This is a genomic window from Chromobacterium sp. IRSSSOUMB001 (genome assembly GCF_023507765.1).
GTDB lineage: Bacteria > Pseudomonadota > Gammaproteobacteria > Burkholderiales > Chromobacteriaceae > Chromobacterium > Chromobacterium haemolyticum.
Genome location: NZ_JALCYU010000046.1, coordinates 1 through 1,758 on the forward strand (window position 1 = coordinate 1; position 1,758 = coordinate 1,758).

Annotated in this window: 2 protein-coding genes; both read right to left on the reverse strand. The window is 70.1% G+C overall.

The annotated features are described in order from the left end of the window. Positions 1 to 1,389 (reverse strand): condensation domain-containing protein (locus MOV80_RS23225; RefSeq protein WP_249605557.1); only part of this gene is annotated, 1,389 nt, incomplete at its 3' end. Further along, on the reverse strand, positions 1,386 to 1,758 hold a 373-nt coding region (locus tag MOV80_RS23230; RefSeq protein WP_249605558.1), incomplete at its 5' end, for a phosphopantetheine-binding protein. The genes MOV80_RS23230 and MOV80_RS23225, both read right to left, overlap by 4 nt.

Genomic DNA, 1,758 nt, shown 5'->3' on the forward strand with positions numbered 1-1,758 from the left:
ATGGGGCGGGGCGACGGAAACCGGCGCGGGGCCCAGCGCCTGGGCGGCTTGCTCGGCGTTCAGCAGCGGCAACCGCGCCACAGGACAATCCGGTTGAGCGGCCGCGGATTGCAGCAGTTCACGATAGTGTTCCAGCCAGCGGGCCGCTGTGTCGGCGCCGATCAGGCCGGCGCGGTATTCCAGCGTGGCGCGCAGGCCGTCGCCGGCCGGCTCCAGCATCAGGCTCAGGTCGAATTTGGCGTCGGCGGGGAATAGCGGCAGCGCTTCCGCTTCCACGCCCTGCCAGTCCAAACGGCCCAGCGGCGCGTTCTGCAGCGCGAACAGGGCGCGGAACGGCGCGTCCTGGGCCTGGGAACGGGAGCCGGCCAGTTTCACCACCTGATCGAAGGGCGCGTGCTGATGGGCGAAGGCGTCCAGGCAATCGGCGCGGTTGCGCGTCAGCAATTGAGAAAAGCTGGGCGAGCCGCTCAGATCCTGACGCAGGATCAGGGTGTTGACGAAGAAACCCAGGGTCTGTTCGAACTCGGCGCGGTCGCGATTGGCCACAGGGCTGCCGACGCAGATGTCGTCGCGTCCGCTCAGCCTTTGCAGCAGCGCCTGGAAGCCGGAGAGCAAGGCCATGAACAAGGTGGCGTCGGCGGCGAGGGCCAGCTTGCGCAGCGGGTCGACCAGCGAGGCCGGCAGCGTCAGGCTGACGTGGCCGGCTTCCTCGCTCCGGCTTTGGCCGGCGGCGTAATCGCCGGGCAGCTCCATTTCGCCGTCCAGGCCGGCGAGGCGTTCGCGCCAGTAGCGCAGCGCATCGGCGTCGCTGTCGCCGCCGGCGCGGGTTTCGCGTTCCCATTCGGAAAAGTCGGCGTATTGCAGCGCCTCGGGCAGGGCCGGCACGGGTAGGCCGGCGGCCAGCGCCGGGTAGAGCGCGCCCAGTTCGCGCACCAGCACGCCCAGCGACCAGCCGTCGCAGGCGATGTGATGGATCACGATGGAGAGCACATGGTGTTGAGGGCCCAGAACGAACAGGCGCGCCCGGATCACCGGATCGCGCCGCAGATCGAAACGCAGGGCGGCTTCCGCGCGCAAGCGCGCCGGCAGGCCGGCCTCGTCGCAGGCGGTGCGCGGCAGCTCGCAACCGGCTTGCGGGCGGATCAACTGGCAGGGTTCGCCGTCGACCAGATCGTATTGAGTGCGCAGGATCTCATGGCGCGCCACCAGGGCGTTCAGAGCGGCTTGCAGCGCGTCGGCGTCCAGTGCGCCGCGCAGGCGCAGGGCCAGCGGGATGTGGTAGGCCGTCGAGTCCGGCGCCAGGTCCGCCAGCGTCCACAAGCGGCGCTGGGCGCCGGATTGCGGGAAAACATAGGCGTCGAAAGAGGCGTGGGCGTCAATTGCGTTCATGGTTGGCCTTGATTGGACTGCTGGGATGAGGTGTCGCCGTCGGCGCCGAACGTGACGCGCGCCAGCTGGCGGCGCGCTTGCCGCACCGGCGAGGCGGCCGATGTCTGTCCGCGCTGCGCGTCGATGTGTTGCGCCAGTTCCGCCGCGCGCGGATGTTCGAACAGGAGGCGCAGGGGCAGCGGAACCCCCAGGCGTTCGCGCAGCCGGTTGGCGGCGCGCACCGCCAGGATGGAGTCGCCGCCCAACTCGAAGAAGCTTTCATCGCGGCTGACTTGCGGCAGCTGCAACAGATCGGCGAACACCTCCGCCACCAGGAATTCGCTGGGCGTGCGCGCCGCTTCGAAGGCGCGCCGCGCCAGCGGCTCCGGC